Raw genomic sequence first — 20861 nt, 5'->3', positions numbered from 1 at the left:
AAAAGTTGTTATTTTGAAATAATTCTGGAAGGCTATCATTGTAACTTATTTGTAGACGTTAAGGCTTGATCTGACAGCAGGGAAAATGCATCAAATACCCACTAAACATAAGCCAAGTACCTCAGCATGATATTGCTCATGAAGTGAGGCGTAAAGATGTTTTTTTGGAATGCAGAGCTTTTTTTGAAGTATCTTGTCGTAAGAGGTTCATTGTAATTTTTTTTGGTGATGCTTAAATTTTCAGCCGCGTTGCGATCCCACGTAAGGCAGGCATTTTCTTTGAAAATAACGTCAAGATACCAATGCAGTTGATTCTTAGCGGCAGTAATGTGTGTGAATGGCATTGTTGATTTTTCGTGAATCTGGGTCAGAGAACTGATATGAAACCGTTGTTCACTGGTGCGTTTTTCGCCGATTTCACGAATTGATTCGACCATGATCATGCTCTTTAAGTCTGCCCAGCTACCCGGCGTCAGTAAGCGTTCGACTTGTAATCAGAGGGGGGGCAAGTCCTGCAGTCGGCACTAGTATCCAAAGGGTTAGAGTATTAGTTTGCGCGAACCCTTTTTTATTTGATTTTCAATATAGCTACTATTGCGCAATTTGAGAATAACTAGCTATCGCGCGCCACATTGACGCCGCTCCAGAAGTCATCATTTTTCTTTGCGCTGGGATGCGTTGAGCTATAAAAATCACTGAGCGCGAAAATTTCGGTGTATATCTCAGCCGGAAAGCCCGCTCGATTTTCTCTTTGTGTGGTCAGTAGGTCTTTGAAGTAGTCGGAGGCTTGCACGGGTTCCTGCCAGACTGCACATAGCTTGCCGACTATGTGCGGATAGCTGGCTAGCAAGTGCGTGGGGAAAAGTTTTTCGTTATTTTTAAGCAGAATTTTTAGCCGTTCAGCAGTATCGCTGGCTGGCATTTCTTCGTGATTCATGTCACACCCCCTGAATATGTACGGCTATTTTAAGGCGGAAGAAACAGCATAAGCTGATTAAAATGTACCACTGAATCTTGCTGGGTGCAAATTAGAAATTTTTCTTTTTTACAATATTGCAACAAAATAAGTTGAGGTACATTTTTAACTACTCATCGTGAAAGATAGCCTTTCTATATTTATAAATTCGTGTCAAAGTTGATGCGGCAAAGTAATGCGTCTCTGTTTTATCCGGTAACTATTCAATCCTATGCAAAAAATTTTCAACAAGTTCTTTAGCCGTAAACAAACAACACAGTTAACACCTCCCATTTCAAACGAACTACAAAAGCTGGCTGTACCAGCTTCAGGTGCGCTGGAGGCTAATCCTTTTGAAATTGGTTTGAAAGATGCCGGACACGACGGTTGGTACCGAGTGGAAAGCGGTGAGTTATATGCAGGTTTTCTGATTGATGCAGATGATGTCGTTGTGGATGTCGGTTGCGGCGATGGTGGTAGTGCGTTGTTCTGCGCAAATCGCGGTGCACATGTGATCTTCGCTGATATTGATCCTGATAAAGTTGCTGCGACCACTCATCGGCTGGCCGGAACACCTGCGCGCTGCATTCAAGGCGTGGTGAGCGATGCTAATCCGCTGTTGCTTGGTGATGGCGTGGCAAGCAAGGTAATTTCAATGGAAGTTCTTGAACATGTTGACGATACGGCGCAGTTTTTAAGTGAGCTGGTGCGTATTGGGAAGCCTGGTGCTCAGTATTTGATAACAGTCCCTGACCCGGTGGCAGAGCAATTGCAGGTCGGTCTGGCGCCAGATGTCTATTTTCAAAAACCGAATCACGTGAGGATTATCCAGCGTGATGAATTTGAAAAGATGGTGACAGACGCTGGTTTGGTTATTGAAAGCCATAGTTACTATGGCTTTTACTGGTCAATCTGGTGGATGTTTTTTTGGGTCTGCAAGGTTGATTTGTCGAATCCCCAGCATCCATTACTGAATAGCTGGGCTCGGACTTGGGAAGCATTATCTGATCAGCCGATGGGTGATCAGTTGAGAAAAAGCATGAACGCCTTAATGCCTAAAACTCAGGTTATTGTCGCTCGCAAGCTGTGAGAACGTTCAACATCGATTTGCGCATCTAGAAACGCACAACCAACGAAATCGGGATGACGAGTATTGATTACATGGAAAATAATGCTGTAGTCGCGCCATTCGTAGTTGGTGTCCAGATGCGAATCTAGTCGCGATAGGGAGATTGCTATTGAATAGCTGCCCTTGCCAAGATTCATCGGGAAGCGACAGCGATAAACCAGATTTTCTCCCGGTAATAAATCAGTCTGGGGTTGGTCTAGCCGGTGGGTGTTAATGCCAAAAATTGATTGCCCGAGCTTGTCCTTAATCATATATCCCATGACCAGACGTTCGACCGGATTGTTGATCTTTACCTCAATTTCTAAAGTAACGATTGTGCCGACCTCAACTACGTCCAGCTTTTTATTCTTATCATCGAACAAGTTTACAGCAACAATACTGGCTTCGCCTGTGCCGGAAATGGTGCGCAACCGACCATCGGCTAATCGTTCTTGTCTGACGGTTTGCTGCTCACGTTCGGCCAGCATGGCATTATAAAAATCCATCACTTCAATGGGATCTCCCTGCATTTCCAGTTTGCCGCGATTGAGCAAAATAGCGCGATCACAAATGGTCTGGATCGCATAGCGATCATGCGTGACGATTAATAACGTGGTGCCGGCCTTGCGAAATTCCCTGATACGACTAAAACTTTTGTGCTGAAAATACGCATCACCTACTGACAACGCTTCGTCGACAATTAATACATCGGGCCGATGTGCCGTCGCGACGCTGAAGGCCAGGCGCATCTGCATACCGCTGGAGTAAGTCCGTAGCGGTTCATCAATATAGTCACCGATTTCAGCAAAGGCTTCGATGGCTGGCATGAGCGCTTCAATTTCATCCACATGCAGGCCGCGCAACTGGCAAGCCATGATGGCGTTTTGCCTGCCAGTAAAATCGGGATGAAAACCCATGCCGAGTTCCAGTAAAGCCGCTACGCGTCCTTGAATTTCAACCGTGCCAGTGGTTGCTTGTGTGGTGCCGGTAATCACTTTCAGGAGCGTGCTTTTGCCAGCGCCATTCATGCCAACTATTCCTACTGCTTCGCCCGCCGCCAATTCAAAACTGATGTCCTGTAACACCCAATGCAATTGATGGCGTGGCGTAGAAGTTGGCGAAAGCCATTCGACTAAACGCCCCCAGCGGTTACCGTATGATTTGTAGGCTTTACCTAACCCTTTAACTGTTACTTTACCCATTAGAGTTCATCCGCCATTTCACCTACATGTTTGCGAAACAGGGCCATGCCGCACAAACATAGCACACCACTGATTAATGTCGCCGGCCATAGACTAGACCATTGCGGCCATACACCGCTGACGAATATACCTTGATATGCAATGATGAGAGACGCCATCGGATTGAGCTTTAGTAGGGGCTGAACTTCCTCAGGCAAGATAGAAGCTGTATAGACGATGGGAGTAAACCAGAACCAGAATTGCAGAACAATTCCAAACAATTGACCGACATCGCGAAAAAAAACATTGAGCACACCCAGAATCACACCTAACCCGATTGAAAATAAAATTTGAATCAGAAGCACCGGAATTAGGCCTAAAAATACCCAGCCAGGGAAGTTACCCGTGATAAGTAAGAAAATCAGGAATAAGCCGAAGATGATGGTGAAATTAATGAGGGCATTCATGATTGAAATGATCGGCAAACAACTGCGCGGAAAACTCTGTTTCTTAATCAGATTGCCATTTTCTATAAAAACGTTTTGCAAGCGCGACACACTGTCGGTAAATAATCCCCAAGTCAATAAGCCAGCGCAAAGATAAATTCCGTAGGAAAATTGACTGCCGGCGCTGGGTAATCTTGGATGCATTAGCTTGGTAAAGATCACTGTGTAGACAAAAATCATGGACAGTGGGTTTAGCACCATCCACGCTGCGCCAAGCATCGAATTACGATAGCGTGCCTGGAATTCGCGCTGAACACTGCCCAGAATAAATCCACGGAAGTGCCATAACGCAAGCAAGCTATTTTTTATTCTCGCTAGTATCTGAATCTGCAACATGAATTGCGCCTGCCATAGTTGTTTCGAAACGTAGATAACGTCTGAAAGGTTAAATATTTATTCAATACGGTTTTCGATAAAAAACTACGATCTTTCTTTGCCCGTAGAGATCGCTGAATAGTCCTTGAGTTTGGATATACGACGTTTTAACCAGTCAGAACTAAAATTAATGCGATCCGCAAAACGTTTGCCATGCGCTCGGAATGGCGTTTCAATAAAGCGATAATTTAACTCACCGAAGATTAAGGTGAGCGCTATAGCTGTTAGTGCGAGGCGAGGGTCATAGGTTTTGTCGAAAATGGTATTTACCGGTTCTACCCGGCACCAAATTTCGCGGCTGCAAAAATAGGCTGGGATGTGTGTAAGATACAGCGCATAAGATCGACTGCCAAACCAAAGAAAAATATCTTTTAAAGGGTTGTTCGGCATCAGATAATCTTTGTCATACGACCCAATGAATACCAAGACAATAGATATTAACGCTACTATGCCGATCCAAAAGCGGTATTCCATGAATCGATAAGAACCTATCGCTCCTAATAAGAACAGAAGCGTAGTTAAAATAATCCAGCGCAACCACCGATGATTCTTTAGAAAGGTCGGCTCAAGCCGGCGATAACTGTCGTGATTACTCCATATTGCTAACAACACGCCGAGAATGATTGCATCGGATCGTGTCTGCATCAGAATCAGGTCGAAATGGCGATTAGAGAAAAATTGATAAATTAGCGGGATGGCCAATGCTAAAGGTAACCAACGACGAAAGACAATTGCCACAAGCGGTAGTAAAAGGTAAAACTGTTCTTCGAGTGAAAGGCTCCAGTAAGGGAAGCTTGCTCCGTATGGGGAGCGGCCAAATGTTTCAACTACCCTAAAGTTTGCATAATTAAACAAGCCAGCAAGTGTTGCGTCAAGGTTGACCTTCAATTCACCGAATGCACCAGACCGATTAAATGAAACAGTAGCGACCAGAATTAGCATGAGCCATAACCAAGCTGAGGGCCATAAACGTGATGCTCGTCGAGCCCAGAAGCTTAAAATAGTAGAAAACTGTCGGTCATCGTCCCGATTTAAGCGCGGAATTAGATCGCGAGCGATTACGAATCCTGAAATGGCGAAAAATAGATCAACACCAGTCCACCCGCCAAAATAGTGATACAACAATTCTAAAAGGTGGCTGGGCTGAGTAAATAAATTGTATTGGGTGTGCTCTACTAATACAAAAATTACGGCAATACCGCGTAACAATTGAATATCTGAAATGCGTCGATTCATGTTTTTTTAAGTCATTGAGAATTGGTGTAGCGATTCTAGCGAATTAATTAGAATCGGCATTGATAGCCATGATTAATATATTAATATGCTCGCCCTGAATTTTAGAATGATTATGGAAATCCATTTCTATATACTGGCGTTGTGCGTATTTAAATAATCCGCTAGTATACTTCTTTGCCTTGGAGTAACAAGAATCGAATGCAGAATTTTAATGATTTTTCTTGTGTATGTAATGGCTGTTTAGTATGTGTGGTGTGACGTTTTCTTAATCGAAAATCAGATTTGAATCTAGGATGAGCAATGTTTGTATTTTTATAAAAAGGTGTTTTGCTCATTTTCTGTTTAAACTACCAAGCTAGCCAGTGCTTTGAACTCTATCCCCCCAAATATTTTCCTTAAATAGTTCTTACTTCTTTAGCATCGACTTCATCATTTGACCAATCAGATAATTTCTAGAAAGGTTCCTCAGTGAAGGGCTGCTAATTTGAAGCTGATTTAATGTGGATTTTTGGTGTCATATAAATAACAGTCGATTTAACACACCTGATGAATTTCATTCTGTTTTCGGATATTAGCGAAACTACGATCAATAAAGGCCTTGGCCTGCCTGAGTATAGTTATTACTTCGTCTTAAAATCCTTTCACACTGCCTTGTCAGAACTTGGAACAGTCACGATAGTACAGCATCCTGAAACGGAAGTAGATGCGCTGTTTGAAGTATGTCAGCAGCGCGACGAAGAATGCCTGTTCCTTTCTTTTTCCCCTCCTAATAAGACATTGGTCGATCTGAAATGCCCCACCATTTCAGTATTCGCCTGGGAGTACAGCAATATCCCGACTGAACAATGGGATGAGGATTTGCGCAACGACTGGCGTACCGTCTTTGCTTGTCATGGTAGAACTATTGCTTTGTCAGGTTATACCGTTCGTGCCGTTCAAGACGCCATGGGGGTTGACTTCCCGGTGTTGGGCGTCCCCACACCGCTATGGAATCAGTTTTCAGGAGCTCGTGAACGATTGGGCCCTGTAATAGTGGGAGCAAAAACAACAATTTCTTTGCGCGGGACGGTTCTGGATAGTCGCCAACTGAATTTGTCTCCTGATTTTTTGATTTCCCGTATTCCAGCCCCAGTTGTAACTGTCGAGCAGCAGGTGGAGATTGCCTTGCCACTGCCAACGGATACTGAACTCTTGCAGTCGGCCGCTGTGCCAGCGAAAACGTTGGGCTATCGGCTGGAAGTGACAAAACGACTCTTGTTGGATTGGTATCGGGAGGTGATACGCGATCTGATGCCTTTGTGGTTTGCGAAATTGTTAGCTGTAAGTGGTCGTAAAATCATTGCGCTGGTCAGGCATGAAGTAAAGAGGGAAGTGCCACCACCAGAGGTGCCTGAGCCAATACAAGAAGAAGTGCCTGAGCTAATACAAGAAGAAGTGCCTGAGCCAATCATTCAACCTGAACCGCCGGAAGTGGAGATGAGCTTGGGCGGCGTTGTGTATACATCGGTATTCAGTCCCAAAGATGGTCGAAAAAACTGGTTCGACATGGTGACGGCATTTTGCTGGACTTTTCGCGACGTTGAAGATGCTACGCTGGTACTGAAGATGAACGCAGGTGACCTGTCTTCATATCAGCCGACGTTGATTACCTTACTATCCCAATTATCGCCGTTTAAATGCAGAGTTGTTACCGTACATGGATTCTTAGACGACGCAACATATGAACAACTGATAGGCGCGACCACATATTACGTCAATACGTCCTTATGTGAAGGCTTATGCCTGCCGCTGTTAGAATTTATGTCTTGTGGTAAACCGGTGATTGCGCCCGGACATACGGCAATGGAAGACTATATCGACGAGTCTGTTGCCTTCATGATTAAATCAGGGCTAGAGCACAATGTTTGGCCGCACGATCCGCGTGATTTGTTTCGCACATTGCGCTATCGCCTGGACTGGTCATCAATCTGTACCGCCTATTGGGATAGTTATCAGATGGCGCGCAATGCCCCGCAAGAATACCAAAAAATGAGTAATCGCGTTTTGGAACGATTGCAATCTTATGCATCAGTTGCGGTAGTTAAAGAAAAGTTGCAAAACTTTTTCCAGCAAACTAACAGCCGCAATGTGTAATCCAATCTTTACCTGCGCCACTCTATAGGTCTCACCATGATCATTATTATTTACTCGGATACCAATGCTGGCTCGATAGAAAAAAATCTGGGTATGTCTGAATACAGCTATTACTTCGTATTGAAGGAGTTCCGCCCAATTTTGGAGCAACTCGGTATTGTTGTGACGGTTACCGACCCTGCGCGCGAGGTTGATACGATTTATCGTAATGCACAAGCGCATGGAGAAACCTGCGTTTTCTTGTCTTTTTCACCGCCGCACAAAACTGAAATTAATCTCGACTGCCCGACTATTCCCGTATTTGCCTGGGAATTTAATACTATTCCACAGGAAATATGGGATAACGATCCACGTAATGATTGGCGTACCGTGTTCGCAAAACTCGGTTGCGCTATCACCCATTCAAATTTTACGGTTGCAACGGCGCGTGCGGCGATGACGCCAACCTATCCGATTATTTCTGCACCGGCACCAGTTTGGGATCGCTTTGCCAGATTGCGTGAACGTGCAAATTCAGGTGCTGTTGAGATAGATATCGCTGGTACCGTTATTGATACCAACGATACTGATATCACCGTATTTGGGCCGAAACAACGACACGTTCCCAAGCCGAATCTGGTCAGGTCAGCAGCGCTGGCACGTGAGCAACCAGTTAAATTGCATCTTGACGGTGTGGTGTACACCTCGGTATTTAATCCCTATGACGGGCGCAAAAACTGGTTTGACATGATCGGTGCATTTTGCTGGGCGTTCCGTGATCATGAAGACGCGGTGTTGGTATTGAAATTGACGCACCACGACATTCAGCCCGCAGTTGTGTCATTGCTGGAAGATTTATGCAAGCTCAAGCCCTACCAATGCCGTGTAGTGCTGATCAGCGGTTATCTGGCTGACACTGAATATGAAAAACTGGTGGCGATGACGAGTTATGTCGTCAATACGTCGCACGGGGAAGGGCAGTGTTTGCCATTAATGGAGTTTATGTCTTGTGGCATTCCGGCTATTACGCCTGATCACACTGCCATGGTGGATTATATTAATGGTGATAATGCGTTTGTCGTCAGTTCCAGCACAGAGCCTAGCCATTGGCCACACGACCCGCGGCAAGCATATCGGACTTTGCGGTATCGAATAGATTGGGGTTCTTTACGCGATGCTTATTTAGATAGTTATCACGTCTTTAAGCACGATCAGGCACGCTATAAAAAAATGGCAGAGAGTGCGGTAACTGGTTTGCAAAAGCATTGCTCGCAGGCTGTCATTGCGCAACGATTGCGCGAATTTATCTTTGCACATCCGCGTCTGACTAGTGCGGATAGAGCTACTTTTGAAAACAAGCAGAAGAATGTCTTGGTACCGTGATGCAAAAATTTTTCTCCAGACTATCCAACTTATTCAAAGCTGAAGTAGTAATAGAACCGAAACTGGCACCGTTAATATCGGAACAGGGCGTAGTTGATTCACGTATCTGCGGCTTGATGGATGCCGTGCAAAGCGGCTGGTTCAATCAAGCTAGCGGGGAATTGGTCGCCGGTTTTCCAATTGCTAGCAATGATGTGGTGCTTGATGTCGGTTGTGGTGATGGTGCTGCTACATTATTTGCAGCGCGATGTGGCGCGGAAGTTATTTTCTCCGACTCCAATGCAGAAAAAATTGCGAAACTAAGCCTGATAGTAAAATCTGTGCCGGCTCGAAAGTGGCAAGCATTGGTCTGCGAGACGGATCCCTTGCCACTCCCAGACGGACGAGCCAGCCGCATTATTGCGATGGAAATGCTTGAGCACGTTGATGATCCGGCGCAAGTGTTGGCGGAACTGGTGCGCGTTGGTCAACCTGGCGCACTGTATTTGCTGACCGTTCCTGATCCTGTTGGTGAACATGTGCAGCAACAGATAGCGCCTGCCGTACACTTTCAAAAGCCGAATCACATCCATATTTTTGAGCGAGACCACTTTGCTGCAATGATCTCCAACGCCGGATTGAAGATAGAAAACCGTCAGTCTTCGGGCTTTTACTGGACGATGTGGATGTGTCTGTATTGGGCCAGCGCGCCGCAACAGCAAGATGCAACACTAGACCAGATCAAGCAACCGTATCCACCATTATTGAACGAATGGGCCAATACCTGGCATCAGCTGATGTTGACTCCGGACGGAAACAAGGTGAAAGAGAAGCTGGATAGTTTTATGCCGAAAAGCCAGATAATTATTGCCCGTAAACCGTAGTGCTTGAGTTAGGAATCTCCTTATAAAAAGAGCCTAAGATATAGCTTCAGATGGATTAACTAAGTTGCCAGTCTTCGGTTTCCATCCTGGTGGCATAAGCAAGTACAAGAGTGCATTTTTTACGCTTCCAGCATTTTTTAAGTCTTTAAACAGTAAGAGAATTTCACCGAAATAAGTATCAACAAAGCTGTCTTGATCTACATCGCGAGCTAAACCATATTGCGGCTTGATTTCTGGAATTTCTCGCTGCAGCGTTTTAAAAAGTTTGTCCCAAACAGGTAGTGTGTTGCAATAATTTTTATCAATATATTGTGGATTATTTGCATGGTGTACACGATGATCAGATGGCCATAAAAAAATGTGGCCTAATATTCCGCTTGGTTTCCCTTTATGCCAAATTTCTTCGCTGATATGAATAAGCGTACCCCAACAACCATCTATTATTAAAACAAAAATAAGTAGTTGCAATGGAACGCCTAATATTGCGCAGATTGCAGTTCTTACCAATGTCGCATATAAGCCATGCAGAAAAAATGCTGTATAAATTAGTGATAAATTTATTTGAGCAGGTGCATGATGTGGGGAATGCAGTATCCAAAGTAATCGTACTTTATGGCAAGAGTAATGAAATACGAAATGGCTAAACTCCCATATTAAAAAAGCGTATAAAAAATAGATAAGCCGGCTTTCTACTTGAAATAAGGCAAATTTAGAGAAGAAATTAAATGTAAGAATAAAAAATTTTAACGTGAGATATACCGGAATAACAGCATTAGCTGCGTACATCATTAAAGGGATTTTATAATGTCTGGAAATCCTGAAAGTAGCTCTTCGATTCAACCAAAAAAGTAATCCAACTTCCAGCACTAGAATAATTGGCGCAATTGGGGAAATAAGCGCTTCAATGCCAGCCAATGTAGCAAAAGTCGTTAAACTAAATTGTTGGACATTGACGAGATCAACTAAACCTCCAAGCCCTAAAAAATTAATGACATTGTGAAAAATCCACATAACAACCTTTGCTTACGGTTAATAAATTATTCCAATACCTGAGAGCTTGGAATTGAGAATAGGATAAGGCCAGAATTATTTGAAAATCCAATATTTACTGAGCATATAGCCATTAATAGCGATGATAGGTAAAGATACTAACTTACCTATCAGTGGGGTTTCAGTTAATGACATCGACAGGCTAACGCTTGCGATTGTAATCAGGTAGTTGATTACAACCACGCACAGATATCGGACAAAGCGGCGTGATGTCGTGTTAGCCCGGAAAGTCAGATTTGCATGAAATGCGTAATTGATTAATAAACCCGCCAGAAAACCTGTTGAGGTTGCACCAACGTAGTTAATTCCAAATGCAATAAGCAACTGCATGAGGCCAATATCAATTAACGCACAGACACCGCCGCCAACGATGAAGACAAAAAACTGTCGTTGACGAATAAAAAATTTACGCATTAGGTTTCTTTAACAATATTTTTTTGTGAATAGGCCGATGCGGAACGGAAGCAATATCGTAAGCAAGAAATGCCAAGATCAATTGAATTCCCATCAGAATTGGCAAGGCAGCTAGCATGACAGTGCCCGCTGGAGTAGCTGTATCAATGCGCGCCGAATTCAGCCAATGCCAGACACCGTAACTACCACCCATTAAAACTAACCCGACACCCAGCGGTAATTCAATTGATGCGAGTGACATGTTGCGTAAGTAGTAGTTGTAAAATAAGCGCTTAAAGAAATTTCGTATGTGTTTACCCAGGAATTCAGTTACGATTTTAGATATTTTTAGATTGCTTACTTCATCACCGTAGTTGGCATCCATAGGAATATCAACCACCACCGCGTGCAAAGTATTGAGTCGGAATAACATATCCGATTCAAAGAAATAGCGGTGACTGATTTTTTTGAATGGCAGATGACGTAAAGCTTCGGCGTGAATAGCAGTGTATCCATTGGTTGGATCGAAAATATCCCAGTAGCCAGAAGACACCTTGGTGATGAAAGACAAGACGGCATTACCAAACAAACGCACTGTAGGCATTGCCCGGATTTGTTCTAAATCAAAAAAACGGTTACCTTTTGTGTAATCTGCTTCCCCAGATAAGATGGGCGCAATAAAATTGGGGATAAGACGGGCATCCATTTGTCCATCACCATCAAGCTTAATGATGATGTCGGCCCCCCCGGCAAGTGCCGCAACATAGCCGCTCATGACCGCACCACCGACCCCTTGATTTTCTAAATGATCGATTACAACCACGCGTTGATCACGACAGTTTGCGCGCACGAAGTTGCCAGAATGGTCCGGGCATTTGTCATCAATCACATAAATCTGACTGACTTCGGAGCCTATACCATCAATCACTGCAAGTATGTGTTGAGTTACGCGGTAGCACGGGATGACTACAGATATAAGGGGTAATATTGGATTATTCATACTAGTTATTCCCGCTTATTTTATTCGTTAGTTGTAATCCCATAATCCGTTTTCGCCAATCTAGCAATAGTGCTACGGTAGTCAACATCAACGTTATAAACGAAATACAGGCCCCCCATCGAAAGCTCGACGATTCGAAGGTAAATTCCAGTTGATGTTGACCTTCAGGAATAGCTACCGCTTTACCTTGCACTTGGGCGCTGAAAACTGGCACTGGCTTCCCGTCTAGGTATGCTTTCCATCCGGGGTAATTGGCGTCTGCCAGGAAGAGCCAGCAGGGCTTAGTGGCGTGCAAATTAAGATGATAATGCGTGTCACTGGCCTTTATTATTTCAAAATTTGCAGGGGAGGGGCTATCAGCTGCTATGGGTTGTCGAGAAACAAAATCGCTTGGTTCTATTTGGTGATTACTGCCGGCGGCATTTTCGATGACTAAAGTTCGTTTTGTCCATGTTTGCATAACAGCTAAAGCCGCTTCGGGGCTGTCCACTGTTACATGATCCTGATAAATTTGAAAACGGGGCATTGCCGCTGTGTTTTCTATAATCCAGGGAAATCCATCGCTATGCAAAAATGTACGAAACGCCAAGTCATCCTTTGCTGGCTCATGGGTCGAAATGTAACGAATACCTAACGTATCGATTAAGCGTAATCCTGGAGGCAAACTGCTGGTGCCGTTAATCTCATTCAGGATGGGATTAGTTAATAGCGTATGACGTTTCAACGGGAGGGCAAGTGCCCCATCCATGGAATTTATTCCCCATAATGTCGATGTAAGGCCAGAGAGCGAGTAGAGCATAACTTTCATTTCAGCAGTCAGATTGGGAGTATGCGGATCATGAAATGCGTAACCTAAGGCAACTGTCGTATCTAACACCTTGTAGTCTTGCCAGTTCTTGGTTGACTTAATGGCTAATACAGAAGTTGGTATTTTAAAGTTATCGTTGTTTGCCGTTTGAAAAGGGTTTAGTCGCATACTACATTCAACAGTCAATAAAAATAGCAATGTAATTGGTACGAATCGACCGTATTTTGAACTAAGAAGAATGGTAACTGTGATGAAAGCAGTGATGGCGATACCCAGTTGGATAATGGCGATATCAGGTGTGTATAGTGTTGCAGCCGCAGTAATCCAGACTAGAGCAACACCAAATAATATGGCACTTCGCCTGGCTCGTGTTTGCATAGAAAACCACGGGTTGAATGCGTCTATCGACGACCCCGCAATCAGGATAATTCCGATTATTCCGGGTATCAAAAACTGGAAAGTAATCCGTACATAATGAATTCCAGGGATTAAATTATGATCGTAGACAAAACGAAAAAATGGCGAGTTGCAACCTAGTTGAATGAGGATGATGGCAGCGAATAAGTGTCCTGTGATGCGTATTGAACGCACACCAGACAATGCGCATAACGCAAGAGCCAAGATAAGAGGGCTGCCTATATTGACAAAGGAAACTGCGCGTGGATTTCCATAAAACATGCCACGGAGGGTAGTCGTAACATCTACGATTAAAGTGAGGCCAGTACCATCATTGCGATGCGACTGGGCGATAAGTTCAAGTAAAGGTAGCCATTGAATTGCTGAAAGGCCGATGCAAATTAGTATTGCCGCAATTCCAGTCGCGATACGGATGCTCCATGTATTAATCCATATATTCCGGGTATTTTCATTAAAAGCATCTGCAATGACACGGACACCCATATAAAGTACAGTTGCGTGAAATCCAGGTGTATAGCCAGCTAACAACATGGCAGTACAAGTTGACCCAAGAAATACAGATGATCGTAAATTAGGTTGTTGCAACCATTTTTCTAATGACCATAAACACCAAGGCACCCATAGAAAAGTTCCAGTACCAACTGGATTGTCCAGAATTGTATAAATCCAAAATGGAGAAAACGTGACTGCGAGCGCTGAAAATGCACTGGCTACAGCACTAAAGCCAATTTGTCTGCATAACCCAAGCATCCCTGCGCCAGTTAGTAATAAGCAAATGAACTGAAAAAAATTCATTGCAAAAATAGGACCTGCAATCGGCGTAATAATCGTACCAATTAAGAAGGTCAATGGATTGGCAAACGCACCTTGACCTTCAGCGAAGATCGGATGTCCACCATAAACCCCGGAAGCCCAAAGAAGTGACGCATGTCCTGAAAAAGCACGACCTGCAAGATTAAACAAAGGTAAACCGAATCCGATCATATCGCCATGAAACACAGAGCTAGGAGTGAATAAGGGAAATCGCCACATGATGAGGGCGAGAATAGTTATTAGTACCATTCCTAGCCATAAGCTTCGTATGGATATCAACGGCTTGTTAGGGGAGTTAGTCAATGTGGATACTGAGTCGGATTTTTGGTGAAGTGGGGCGATAAATTTCATGAGCGAATATATAAAAACTTTTTTGATTAGTTATTCGTTAGTTCAGTTTATTTTTATTATTAATATCTATCCATTTTAATAGACAGTTTTCCATTTGTTCCCAAGTAAAGAACCTACGTTTTTCGTAATAAAGAAATCCTGAGTGCGGGCGTTGAAAAATACGTTCATAACTCACATGCTGCAACTGCTGCTTTCCAATAAAAACATAATGTAAGAAAACGAAAGGAAATAAGCCTATCCAGGTAACTAATTGAGATGGATAACTTAAACAGTAACGTAAAAAATCAATACGGTTTTTCAGTGGAATATTTATTTTCTCCACAACGCCGTTTGATGGAAGAGGTGAAAGTACTCTAAAAAAAGAACCTATACAAAGATAACGATTATAAAGTGGGAATTGTCGAACACGATTGAATACGTCGCTATTCATAGTTGTACAAACTGTTAGTGCATGAAGTGCATCATGATCTTGATGACCGCCTTCCCATGCCGGTATATAAATCGCCGCTAAATTAGAAACTTCACTCAATATTTCTTTTAACCAGTTGGAGGCACGTTCTAAGTGTTCAAGGAGTTTTGAATCGGAGATGTTAAGTGTGTCCCCTGGGAAAAAGATATCTTGTTTTTTGACCCCCAATTTTAATAAAACGGATATGGATTCCTGATTGCGAATTTCTGACGTGACATTTTTGGCATGGCCATTGGTTAAGTATGCGCAAATGATGCGGTGCCCTTGATTAACTTCACTCAATATTGCATGGAAAACTCCAAACTCATCATCTTGATGTGCAAACAAAAAAAGTGCCACCGGCGTGGAAGTAGTTATCTTCATCAATAAGCATCAAAATCAAGAAAAGAAAGGCTTGCGTGTCCTTTTTCAATTTTTTGAACATTCCCTGTTAGTGAACGAAAAATCAGATTCAAAGGTGACGGACGGAGTCTCAGTGGAATAGTTAAGTATTTCATGTCTTGTGAAGCGCCATCAGGGATCAGACCCAAAAATAATCGGACAGGTAGAAATTTTTTTCTCTCACTACGATTCAAATCCATGGCTTGATCGTTTAATGTTTCTGCATATACAGGGAATGATTTCCACACGCTTGAAGCATAAAATTGCCTGAAGTCGCTATGTTTGTATTGATAAACTGTATTTTCGGGGTTTGAGCAGCGCCAATTTAAACAGTCCGCAGACCATATCCGCTCGAATTGCGTGTTGCGTTTAGCGACTTCAAAATCGATATTCAAATGACCCACTCCAAATCGCGCGTCTAATTGATCAACTAGTTGAAATCCTAGTTTACCTATAAATCCTGGGGTGCTGTTGGCATTTGCAACGCCGTACACACAATCAAAATTATTCTCAGCTCCAGCGGAATAAGTTTGTTCAGCGAGTTTGGTAAATAATCCTTTTCCTTGATATAGCGGATGAGTTGCCGTGTTCAATGATAATAAAGCTTGGACCTTAACTCCGTTAATAGAAACAAAAGTTGGAACGCAAACATAATGTGCCGCTAATATTTCGCCATCCCAAGCATCAAATCCAATCGCTAAACCAGCCGGATTTTTGCAATATAGCCATTGCAAATACTCTGGCGTAAATTTAGTACTTTTCGGGAAGCATGTTGAGAAAAGTGAAACGTATAGTGCTAGTGTTTTGTTATCGAATTTAATTGGTGCAAAGGTAAGCATTTAAATATCTAAGTTTTCTTTTCGGGTAGTTTTTGAATGAAGGGTGAAGCCTGGAGTGTGCATCAAAACTTGGTGCGCTAAAAGTCGAATACAGCTAAATACCATGAATATTCATTGCTTTACCATAATGTTGTTTATTTTCAACAAAACAATCAAAATGCCCTAAATAGGGCATAGCCACTTTAAAAATTCGGGTGTAAATTCACTTCACTTTATTTTTATAAAAAATCAACTAATGTTGCAAGAAGCAAACGCAAGTTGCAACTCACAACGTAGTGCCTTACCCATTGCGCAAGAAGACAGCGGCATTGTCTCTCTGGTTATTATTGCTCAATTAGTCGGTCGACGAGATGATTCGTTGAAGCCAAGTGACATATTAAGTGTCACACGGCAATTAGAAAATGCAAAGACAAGGAATGTGAATATGCTAAGTATGAGTTGTCCGAGATGCAAAGCAATTCAGTTCCCGTTGGACTGACTTAAACAATAGTGATTAGGAGTGGATGTGGGAAATTTTAAAAATTTCGCGATAATAATTTGGAGATTGTTCGCAATAGGACTGGTATTCGCGTCATTGACTCGTCCCGTCTTGGCGAACGATTTTGATGATGCCGAAAGGTACTACGCTGATAAGGACTATACGAAAGCAGCGCAGTTGTATAAAGAATCTGCCTTGAGCGGAAATGTCAAAGCACAGGCGATTTTGGGTATGCTTTACCAATATGGGCGGGGCTTGGATATGGATTACTCCAAGGCGATATCTTGGTATCAAAAAGCGGCCAATCAAGGAGAAGTAAGCGCGCAAGACAAGCTCGGATCAATGTATGAAAATGGTCAAGGCGTAGCGCAAGATTATAAACAAGCGGCCTTTTTGTATCGCAAGGCGGCTGACCTAGGGTTTGCTGATGCTCAATTTCATTTGGGTATTCTGTATGCCATTGGCGGTGGAGTGGAGCAAAGCTACAAGCACTTGGTCGTCCATCGTTAGGATTGGTTGGGCGCTATAACGCAAGTAATCAGGCACAGAGTTCAGAGGCGGGGCAGCCATATATTGGCACTAATGGACGGGATCGTTATATCGGTGTTGAGATGACTATTCCTTTTTTTGAAGGATACTCCAGAACCTACAAAATCCGCAGCGCACAAGCACAATTGGAGGGCAAGCAAGTTAGCCTCGCGGATGCCGGATGCCGAATTGCAGGTGGCTCAGAATGTCTGGATCAATTATCAAGGGCTTAAAGTGAGTGCGGAAAACTTGCGCATTTCACTGGAAATAGTTGAAAGTGCACAAGAAGCATTTGACGCTTCGGAGAGTCGCTATCAAAAAGGAGTGGCAGCTATTCTTGAGGTAATTACTACACAGACGGCGCTTGCTAATGCACAACAGCAGCGCATTCAGGCGTTGGCAGGTTGGCAGAATGCACGTATACAACTCGCTGCGAGCGTGGGGAGTCTGGATTTGTCAACGTTGCATTGAAATACACGGTAAGTCTTGTTGCAATATTGGCGGTAGATATTTATTCCCTGATTTTTACTCTAAGGTTACATTTTTGAGATATAACTCGGGGTTGTATGAAGGGAAGCATCAATTATTGTCGCTTGCCCTGTGCGGCAGGGCTGATAAGTCACCGCAGCGGGCTAATGTCTGGTCTACGTAATGCCTATGTAGATTTTCACGTGAATGTAGCAACTCTCCATACAAATCCACATACGATTGCGCCATTTGATCAGCGGTAAAGTGCTGCCAATATCGCTCCGCAGCACGTTGCCCCATTTCTGCTGCTTCTGTTGGATGTTCCCATAAATATCGCATTGCTTGCTGCAACGCTGTTGGGTCACTGGGTGGCACAACCAATCCGGTCAGATCTGCGATATTAATGAAGGTAGTGCCAGTGCCTATTTCGCTGGAGATCATTGGTTTTCCGTGCATTGCGCCTTCTAATAACGAAACGCCAAACGCTTCTGAGCGTAAATGCGAAGGGAAAACAACGCCATAGCAAAGCGTAAATAAAGCGACTTTATCTTCATCGGGTAGCTGCCCAAGAAAATGTATATTGCGCAAACCTAGTTGTTTTTTTAGCGCTTTTAATTCGTCTTCAATCGGGCCAGCGCCGACTATGACGATAGGATAATCAACCCCTTGCATAGCCTCCAATAAAATATGCAATCCTTTGTAGTAACGGATAACGCCAACAAACAAGAAAAATTTAGGGCCGAGTTTAGTGCGCCAGTACTGCAGCTTTTCCAATGATGGTTGTGGGTAAGTAGCTTTATCTAAGCCAATAGGAATAATACTTACTTTGTCTGAAAATTTTTCCAGCACATTGCTGGTTTTTAAGTAATTAGGTGAAGTTGTTACAATGCGATCTACGCTGGCAAGAAATTTTCGCTTTAGTGGGCGATATAATTTAAGCAGGTATTTTTGCCGGATAATATCTGAATGATAGGTGACTACTGACGGTTTTTTTACCCTGGTAGCAAAGTGCACAACATCCATAAATGGCCATGGAAAATGGTAGTGAATAATGTCCGCTTTCTTGGCCAATTGGCTAAAGCGTAAAAAAGCAGAGGCAGAAAATCCAGTCGATGCGATCTGGAAATTCATTCTTGCGCGATTTACTTTATAGCCATTCATTTCAATGGTACGAGGCATACGATTTGTTGTTAGTGCCAGCACTTCAGTGTGAACCCCTTGTTTGCTAGCACCAGTAGCAATCTGGTGAATAACCTGTTCAACCCCCCCCATTGAATCTGGGAGTGAAGTTTTATAAAAATGTAGAACTCGCATGAAAGACCACTTTAAAAATCGGCGTTGTGCTTATGATTGTTGTTTTATTTTTTGGGCTAATTTATAAGCGGTTATCGTTGCCGCTGCGGTTTTATCCCAAGAAAAATGACTAGCGCGGTTTATACCGCGTTCCCGCGCCGCTACACACCAAGTATCATCTTCTAGTGCACGGACTATTGCATCGTAAAGCTGATCTACATCGTCTGCGGGAATTAGAGTTGCTCCATCCGTTCCCGTTACTTCGGGCAATGAGGCTGCGTTTGAACAAATGACTGGGACTCCGGCAGCCATTGCCTCCAATACCGGAAGGCCGAATCCTTCATAGCGTGATGGGAAAAGAAAAACTCGTGCGCCGGCATAAAGTGAAGGTAATGCGGCTTCATCTACAAAGCCAAGGTAACGCGCCCATCCGGCATGTTCGCCAGCTTTTAATCGTTCAATGGTTTTTTCACTATGCCAACCCTCAAAACCCGCGACAATTAAAGGTATCCGTTGTCGCAATGCATCAGGCATTCGTTCGTACACATCAATTAGTATGTCGATATTTTTACGGGGATCAAGCGTGCCAACAAATAAGGAATAGGATCCGTAATTTAGCTTCAGGGTAGATAAAACAGGTGCCACTTCAAATGCTGACATAGGTCGATAATCAGGGGACGCTGCTAATGGTGCTGTGACAATACGATCCAATGGAAAGTTAAAGTAGGAAGCAATCTCTTGTCTGGTAAATTCAGAGTCAGTCAATAACACCTGAGCCCGTTTTATGGTTAATGGCAGCTCCTTGCTCATGTGGCGCACACGCGCTTCAGGATGGCATTCGGGCCATAAAAATATAGATAAATCATGGAAGGTGGCCACGCAAGGGCCGCTGAATTCTGGCAGATAGTAATTGGGCCCGTGATAAATATAGCCCTCATCTTTGAGCTTGCACGCCGCACGTTCTTGTTGCTTGGCGATTAATTTGTGATAAGCCTTACTGATTAATGGCATAGAACCCGCCCAGCGCCGTAATCTCACACGCGCTTTTTCACTATGGTTGCCGGTGTTGGGGCGTATCGATAAATCTGAATGTAGTGCGCCATCACGAAAATAAAGTACCTTCTCAATTTCTTCGGCCTTAGGTAAGCGGTTCCCTAGCTCATGAGCATAGCGTCCAATCCCAGTTAACGGGTAACGTATGGCATCTGCATTAAATAAAATTTTCATGTTGATTTAGTAAGGGATAGCGATACATTCACTCAAATGTGCATCATATCAAGACGCTTCTTTTGAATAGCAATATTGAGTGGAGCTGTTTCGGCCAAGATCGAAATATAAAAAGTGGTTTCGCCAATCGCCATTTTTGAAGTGCATTATGGATGCACAGCAAGTATTTATTGGTAGAAAGATTGTCCCAAGAATACAATGTAGCTTCGGATTTGTCGATAAATTACAGTAATATTTGACGAGGTTCTCTACTAATTTGATCGATGCTTAACAATGTTGAATTTGAGGAAGAAATAGTAATTGATAGTTGCTCTGATCTAAGGAATTCAAGAGGTGCTAATTTAATAGCGTTGCCTAAATTAAATCTAGAGGTAACAAGAAATAGGTATGAAAAATTATTGAATATTTACTATTTGCATTTGTACGACATACTGTTGCCGCATGCAACAGTTATCAAGAGAACCCTGCATGGGGCAACAAATAAAGCGGGCAAAACAAAAGGGTTGCCAGCCGAAGCGGGTAACCCTTTGTATTTACTGCACATTCTTGGTGGCCCGGGGCGGAATCGAACCACCGACACAAGGATTTTCAATCCTCTGCTCTACCGACTGAGCTACCAGGCCAAGA

General features: G+C 43.3%; 19 protein-coding genes and 1 tRNA gene. 6 read left to right on the top strand and 14 right to left on the bottom strand.

Annotated elements, in window-relative coordinates; translation table 11 throughout:
• Positions 1–101: 101 nt before the first annotated feature.
• Positions 102–437 carry a hypothetical protein gene (locus S2091_RS05680; protein ID WP_105530842.1) on the bottom strand — a complete coding sequence of 112 codons (336 nt, stop codon included), beginning with the start codon at positions 435–437 and terminating at the stop codon, positions 102–104.
• A 176-nt stretch (positions 438–613) separates the two neighbouring features.
• Complete coding sequence (locus tag S2091_RS05675; protein WP_105530841.1) at positions 614–937, bottom strand: hypothetical protein; 324 nt, start codon at positions 935–937, stop codon at positions 614–616.
• Positions 938–1187: 250 nt separating this feature from the next.
• On the opposite strand from S2091_RS05675, the gene S2091_RS05670 reads away from it, so the two are divergent.
• The gene (locus S2091_RS05670; RefSeq protein WP_207769639.1) at positions 1188–2045 is read left to right on the top strand and encodes a class I SAM-dependent methyltransferase; all 858 of its coding nucleotides are present in this window, start codon (positions 1188–1190) and stop codon (positions 2043–2045) included.
• Here the strand turns inward: S2091_RS05670 and S2091_RS05665 are convergent.
• From S2091_RS05665 to S2091_RS05655, 3 genes are all read right to left on the bottom strand, one after another.
• Positions 2018–3265 carry an ABC transporter ATP-binding protein gene (locus S2091_RS05665; protein ID WP_105530840.1) on the bottom strand — a complete coding sequence of 416 codons (1248 nt, stop codon included), beginning with the start codon at positions 3263–3265 and terminating at the stop codon, positions 2018–2020. The genes S2091_RS05670 and S2091_RS05665 overlap by 28 nt on opposite strands.
• Positions 3265–4086: an ABC transporter permease gene (locus tag S2091_RS05660; RefSeq protein WP_105530839.1), complete on the bottom strand. Its 822-nt coding sequence runs from the start codon at positions 4084–4086 to the stop codon at positions 3265–3267. Before S2091_RS05660 ends, S2091_RS05665 begins: the two co-directional genes overlap by 1 nt.
• Positions 4087–4170: 84 nt before the next feature.
• Positions 4171–5361 (bottom strand): acyltransferase family protein, encoded by a 1191-nt coding sequence (locus S2091_RS05655; RefSeq protein WP_105530838.1) that lies wholly within the window; start codon positions 5359–5361, stop codon positions 4171–4173.
• 546 nt (positions 5362–5907) lie between these two features.
• Here S2091_RS05655 and S2091_RS05650 point away from each other — a divergent pair.
• Genes S2091_RS05650 through S2091_RS05640 form a run of 3 tightly spaced genes read left to right on the top strand, consistent with a single transcriptional unit; the run spans position 5908 to position 9719 of the window.
• Positions 5908–7494 (top strand): glycosyltransferase, encoded by a 1587-nt coding sequence (locus S2091_RS05650; protein ID WP_105530837.1) that lies wholly within the window; start codon positions 5908–5910, stop codon positions 7492–7494.
• A gap of 36 nt (positions 7495–7530) precedes the next feature.
• On the top strand, positions 7531–8856 hold the full coding sequence (locus S2091_RS05645; protein WP_105530836.1) for a glycosyltransferase: 1326 nt from the start codon (positions 7531–7533) through the stop codon (positions 8854–8856).
• A complete protein-coding gene (locus S2091_RS05640) occupies positions 8856–9719 on the top strand; it encodes a class I SAM-dependent methyltransferase (RefSeq protein ID WP_207769638.1) in 864 nt (287 codons plus the stop codon). Before S2091_RS05645 ends, S2091_RS05640 begins: the two co-directional genes overlap by 1 nt.
• Positions 9720–9752: 33 nt before the next feature.
• On the opposite strand, the gene S2091_RS05635 is transcribed toward S2091_RS05640, so the two are convergent.
• From S2091_RS05635 to S2091_RS05610, 6 genes are all read right to left on the bottom strand, one after another.
• Positions 9753–10730 carry a sterol desaturase family protein gene (locus tag S2091_RS05635; protein ID WP_105530835.1) on the bottom strand — a complete coding sequence of 326 codons (978 nt, stop codon included), beginning with the start codon at positions 10728–10730 and terminating at the stop codon, positions 9753–9755.
• 75 nt (positions 10731–10805) lie between these two features.
• On the bottom strand, positions 10806–11183 hold the full coding sequence (locus tag S2091_RS05630; protein ID WP_105530834.1) for a GtrA family protein: 378 nt from the start codon (positions 11181–11183) through the stop codon (positions 10806–10808).
• The gene (locus tag S2091_RS05625) at positions 11176–12162 is read right to left on the bottom strand and encodes a glycosyltransferase family 2 protein (RefSeq protein ID WP_105530833.1); all 987 of its coding nucleotides are present in this window, start codon (positions 12160–12162) and stop codon (positions 11176–11178) included. Before S2091_RS05625 ends, S2091_RS05630 begins: the two co-directional genes overlap by 8 nt.
• A gap of 1 nt (position 12163) precedes the next feature.
• A complete protein-coding gene (locus S2091_RS05620) occupies positions 12164–14449 on the bottom strand; it encodes a glycosyltransferase family protein (protein ID WP_165794921.1) in 2286 nt (761 codons plus the stop codon).
• A gap of 139 nt (positions 14450–14588) precedes the next feature.
• The gene (locus S2091_RS05615) at positions 14589–15383 is read right to left on the bottom strand and encodes a PIG-L deacetylase family protein (RefSeq protein WP_105530831.1); all 795 of its coding nucleotides are present in this window, start codon (positions 15381–15383) and stop codon (positions 14589–14591) included.
• Positions 15383–16240, bottom strand: a complete 858-nt coding sequence (locus S2091_RS05610) for a GNAT family N-acetyltransferase (protein ID WP_105530830.1) — start codon at positions 16238–16240, stop codon at positions 15383–15385. Before S2091_RS05610 ends, S2091_RS05615 begins: the two co-directional genes overlap by 1 nt.
• A 505-nt stretch (positions 16241–16745) precedes the next feature.
• Here S2091_RS05610 and S2091_RS05605 point away from each other — a divergent pair.
• Together S2091_RS05605 and S2091_RS05600 are read left to right on the top strand one after the other, a co-directional pair.
• Positions 16746–17228, top strand: coding sequence for a tetratricopeptide repeat protein (locus tag S2091_RS05605; RefSeq protein WP_105530829.1), 483 nt, complete (start codon positions 16746–16748; stop codon positions 17226–17228).
• Positions 17229–17345: 117 nt separating this feature from the next.
• The gene (locus S2091_RS05600) at positions 17346–17717 is read left to right on the top strand and encodes a TolC family protein (RefSeq protein ID WP_480935826.1); all 372 of its coding nucleotides are present in this window, start codon (positions 17346–17348) and stop codon (positions 17715–17717) included.
• Positions 17718–17825: 108 nt separating this feature from the next.
• Here S2091_RS05600 and S2091_RS05595 read toward each other — a convergent pair whose 3' ends face one another.
• The 3 genes from S2091_RS05595 to S2091_RS05585 form a co-directional block, all read right to left on the bottom strand.
• Positions 17826–19028 (bottom strand): glycosyltransferase family 4 protein, encoded by a 1203-nt coding sequence (locus S2091_RS05595; RefSeq protein WP_105530827.1) that lies wholly within the window; start codon positions 19026–19028, stop codon positions 17826–17828.
• 30 nt (positions 19029–19058) lie between these two features.
• Positions 19059–20234 carry a glycosyltransferase family 4 protein gene (locus S2091_RS05590; RefSeq protein WP_105530826.1) on the bottom strand — a complete coding sequence of 392 codons (1176 nt, stop codon included), beginning with the start codon at positions 20232–20234 and terminating at the stop codon, positions 19059–19061.
• 547 nt (positions 20235–20781) lie between these two features.
• Positions 20782–20857 (bottom strand) — tRNA-Phe (locus tag S2091_RS05585).
• Between the last annotated feature and the right edge of the window lie 4 nt (positions 20858–20861).

The sequence above is a fragment of the Solimicrobium silvestre genome (genome assembly GCF_002976435.1).
GTDB classification, from domain to species: Bacteria; Pseudomonadota; Gammaproteobacteria; order Burkholderiales; family Burkholderiaceae_D; genus Solimicrobium; species Solimicrobium silvestre.
The sequence above is the reverse complement of the archived record's forward strand: the minus strand, read 5'-3'. Positions and strand labels throughout refer to the sequence as shown.

What these genes read in the sequence shown, in the direction of transcription:
- S2091_RS05680 (WP_105530842.1), bottom strand. Translation starts at nt 437, where the DNA reads ATGGTCGAATCAATTCGTGAAATCGGCGAAAAACGCACCAGTGAACAA.
- S2091_RS05675 (WP_105530841.1), bottom strand. Translation starts at nt 937, where the DNA reads ATGAATCACGAAGAAATGCCAGCCAGCGATACTGCTGAACGGCTAAAA.
- S2091_RS05670 (WP_207769639.1), top strand. Translation starts at nt 1,188, where the DNA reads ATGCAAAAAATTTTCAACAAGTTCTTTAGCCGTAAACAAACAACACAG.
- S2091_RS05665 (WP_105530840.1), bottom strand. Translation starts at nt 3,265, where the DNA reads ATGGGTAAAGTAACAGTTAAAGGGTTAGGTAAAGCCTACAAATCATAC.
- S2091_RS05660 (WP_105530839.1), bottom strand. Translation starts at nt 4,086, where the DNA reads ATGTTGCAGATTCAGATACTAGCGAGAATAAAAAATAGCTTGCTTGCG.
- S2091_RS05655 (WP_105530838.1), bottom strand. Translation starts at nt 5,361, where the DNA reads ATGAATCGACGCATTTCAGATATTCAATTGTTACGCGGTATTGCCGTA.
- S2091_RS05650 (WP_105530837.1), top strand. Translation starts at nt 5,908, where the DNA reads ATGAATTTCATTCTGTTTTCGGATATTAGCGAAACTACGATCAATAAA.
- S2091_RS05645 (WP_105530836.1), top strand. Translation starts at nt 7,531, where the DNA reads ATGATCATTATTATTTACTCGGATACCAATGCTGGCTCGATAGAAAAA.
- S2091_RS05640 (WP_207769638.1), top strand. Translation starts at nt 8,856, where the DNA reads ATGCAAAAATTTTTCTCCAGACTATCCAACTTATTCAAAGCTGAAGTA.
- S2091_RS05635 (WP_105530835.1), bottom strand. Translation starts at nt 10,730, where the DNA reads ATGTGGATTTTTCACAATGTCATTAATTTTTTAGGGCTTGGAGGTTTA.
- S2091_RS05630 (WP_105530834.1), bottom strand. Translation starts at nt 11,183, where the DNA reads ATGCGTAAATTTTTTATTCGTCAACGACAGTTTTTTGTCTTCATCGTT.
- S2091_RS05625 (WP_105530833.1), bottom strand. Translation starts at nt 12,162, where the DNA reads ATGAATAATCCAATATTACCCCTTATATCTGTAGTCATCCCGTGCTAC.
- S2091_RS05620 (WP_165794921.1), bottom strand. Translation starts at nt 14,449, where the DNA reads ATGGTACTAATAACTATTCTCGCCCTCATCATGTGGCGATTTCCCTTA.
- S2091_RS05615 (WP_105530831.1), bottom strand. Translation starts at nt 15,383, where the DNA reads ATGAAGATAACTACTTCCACGCCGGTGGCACTTTTTTTGTTTGCACAT.
- S2091_RS05610 (WP_105530830.1), bottom strand. Translation starts at nt 16,240, where the DNA reads ATGCTTACCTTTGCACCAATTAAATTCGATAACAAAACACTAGCACTA.
- S2091_RS05595 (WP_105530827.1), bottom strand. Translation starts at nt 19,028, where the DNA reads ATGCGAGTTCTACATTTTTATAAAACTTCACTCCCAGATTCAATGGGG.
- S2091_RS05590 (WP_105530826.1), bottom strand. Translation starts at nt 20,234, where the DNA reads ATGAAAATTTTATTTAATGCAGATGCCATACGTTACCCGTTAACTGGG.